Below are 2,813 nucleotides of genomic sequence, written 5' to 3'. Positions count from 1 at the left end.
GGACGGGCCAAGGCCCGCTCCCTACGATCATCGGCGTGAGCAGCGAGGGGGCGCCGACGCGCGTGCGCGGGCACCTCGGGCCGATGCCGACCGGGCTGTGGACCTGGCTGGGCCCGGTGCTGATCACGATCTTCGGCGGGTTCCTGCGGTTCTGGCACCTGGGCCGGCCGAACGCGGTGGTCTTCGACGAGACGTACTACGTCAAGGACTCCTGGTCGATCCTGAACTACGGCTACGAACGGGCCTACGCCCGGCAGGCCGACGCGAAGCTGGTCAACGGCTCCAGCGACATCCTGGCCGACCGCGCGACGTTCATCGTCCACCCGCCGGTCGGCAAGTGGGTGATCGCGTTCGGGGAGAAGGTCGCCGGCCTGGACTCCTTCGGCTGGCGGCTCGGGGTCGCGATCATCGGCACAGCGTCGATCTTCCTGATCGCAAGGATCGGGATCCGGCTGACCCGCTCGGTCCTGCTCGGCTGCCTGGCCGGGTTCCTGCTGGCCATCGACGGGCTCGCGGTCGCGATGAGCCGGACCGCGCTGCTGGACGGGTCGCTCTCCTTCTTCCTACTCGCCGCCTTCGGGTGTCTGCTCGTCGACCGCGACCGAGCCCTCGACAGGGCGCAGCGGATGGTCGACGGCGGCCGGTACGGCGAGCGGCTGCGCCTCGGTGTACGGCCGTGGCGGATCGCCGCCGGGTTGTTCTTCGGGCTCGCGGTCGGCACGAAGTGGAGCGCGCTGCCGTTCATGGCCCTGTTCGGGGTGATGGCCGTGCTCTGGGACACCAGCGCCCGGCGCGCGGTCGGGGAGCCGAAGCCGCTGCGCTCGATGCTGCGCCGCGACGCCTTTCCTGCGTTCGGCTCGCTGGTCGGCCTGGCCGGCGTGGTCTACCTGATCAGCTGGACGGGTTACCTGGCCACCGGCGGCGGGTGGTCGCGGCAGTGGGCCTCCGACCACGACACCGCGTTCCCCTTCATCCCGGACGCGATCCGATCCCTGTGGCACTACCACGGCGAGATGAAGTACTTCCACACGCATCTGACGGACAGTCATCCCTACGAGTCCAGCCCGTACGGCTGGACAGTGTTGGCCCGCCCGGTCGCCTACTGGTCGCACGACGACGACCTCGGCGAGAACGGCTGCGAGGCCAAGCGCTGCGTGCGCGAGGTGCTGGGCATCGGCACGCCCGCGCTGTGGTGGGCAGCCACCGCCGCCCTGGTGTGGCTGCTCTGGCGCTGGGCCGGGGCGCGGGACTGGCGGGCCGGCGCGCTGCTGGCCGGGGTCGCGGCCGGTTGGCTGCCGTGGTTCCGCTACGGCGACCGCCCGATGTTCTACTTCTACTCGATCTCGTTCCTGCCCTACCTGGTCCTCGGCCTGACCATGGCCCTGGGAGCAATGATCGGACCCGGTTTGGCCGGGGCCGCAACCAAGAAACAACGCCGTCGACGGCAGCTCGGCGCCTGGACGGCCGGGGCGTTCGTGCTGCTGGTCGTCATCAACTTCTTCTACATCTATCCGCTCCTCACCGCGGGCTCGCTGCCGCGCGGGGAATGGCTGGACCGGATGTGGTTCAAGACCTGGATCTAAGGTTCGGGCGTGGACCTCTCCCGCTTGACCGGCCCGGTGCGCCAATTCGGCGCGACGGTGTCCAACGCGGCGGAGGTGATCCGCTACGGCGGGCTGCTCACCGGCGAACTGCCGAGTGAGTTCATTATCGTGGCCCGGCGCCCGATGTTCCGGCTGCGCCGCTACTACCCCTACACCGCGCAGGACGGGCAGATCGGCGGGCAGATCGGCGCGGCCCGTCCCCCGGTGATCCTGATTCCGCCGCTGATGATGGCCGCCGAGGTCTACGACGTCTCCCCCACCACCAGCGCGGTGCGCTTCCTGCACGAGGCCGGCCTGGACCCCTGGATCGTCGACTTCGGCGCCCCGGAACGCGAGGAGGGCGGGCTCAAGCGGACCGTCGTCGACCACGTCCTCGCAGTCAGTGACGTCGTCGACATCGTCCGGTCCACCACGGGGCGCGACGTGCACCTGGCCGGCTACTCCCAGGGCGGCATGTTCGCCTACCAGGTCGCGGCCTACCGGCGCAGTGCCGGCATCGCCAGCCTGATCACCTTCGGCTCCCCGGTGGACTCCCGGGCGACCAGGGTCTTCGGCGTCGTCGCCGAGGACGTGGTCACCGAGATCGCCGGCCTGCTCGCCGACCACGTCCTGGTGCACCTCACGTTGCCGGCCTGGGCCAGCCGGCTCGGCTTCCGACTGCTCGACCCGGTGAAGTCGACCCGGTCGCGGATCCAGTTCCTCCTGCAGTTGCACGACCGGGAGGCGCTGCTGCCGCGCGAGGGCCAGCGCCAGTTCCTCGACAACACCGGGTACGTCGCCTACCCCGGGCCGGCGATCGCCGAGCTGGTCAAGCAGTTCCTCGCCCACAACCGGATGCTGCAGGGCGGGTTCGTGATCGGCGACGTGATGTCGACGTTGGCCGACATCACCTGCCCCGTCCTGGCCTTCGTCGGGACGCTGGACTCGATCGCGCCGCCGCCGTCGGTGCGGGCCATCGCCCGGGCGGCGCCGAAGACGAAGACCTTCGAGGCCGAGGTGGCCACCGGGCACTTCGGGATGGTGGTCGGGTCCGGCGCGATCCGTTCGACCTGGCCCCGGGTCGCGGCCTGGGTGGCGTGGCGGGAGAGCGGCGGAGAGCGCCCCGACGGGATCGCCGTCCTCGACGCCGACGCCGAGTTCGAGCCACGCCCGAGCACCGCCCCCCTGCATGCCGGGGTGGACGTGGCGGGCTACGCCGTCGCGGTTGCC

2 protein-coding genes are annotated in these 2,813 nt (G+C 70.9%); both read left to right on the top strand.

What is annotated here, in order from left to right; translation table 11 throughout:
• Positions 1–35: 35 nt before the first annotated feature.
• Positions 36–1,583 (top strand): phospholipid carrier-dependent glycosyltransferase, encoded by a 1,548-nt coding sequence (locus H0X00_RS23165; protein WP_293775170.1) that lies wholly within the window; start codon positions 36–38, stop codon positions 1,581–1,583.
• A 9-nt stretch (positions 1,584–1,592) separates the two neighbouring features.
• On the top strand, positions 1,593–2,813 hold a 1,221-nt coding region (locus H0X00_RS23160; protein WP_293775169.1), incomplete at its 3' end, for an alpha/beta fold hydrolase.

The organism is Sporichthya sp., assembly GCF_013815995.1.
Taxonomy (GTDB): domain Bacteria; phylum Actinomycetota; class Actinomycetes; order Sporichthyales; family Sporichthyaceae; genus Sporichthya.
The sequence above is the reverse complement of the archived record's forward strand: the minus strand, read 5'-3'. Positions and strand labels throughout refer to the sequence as shown.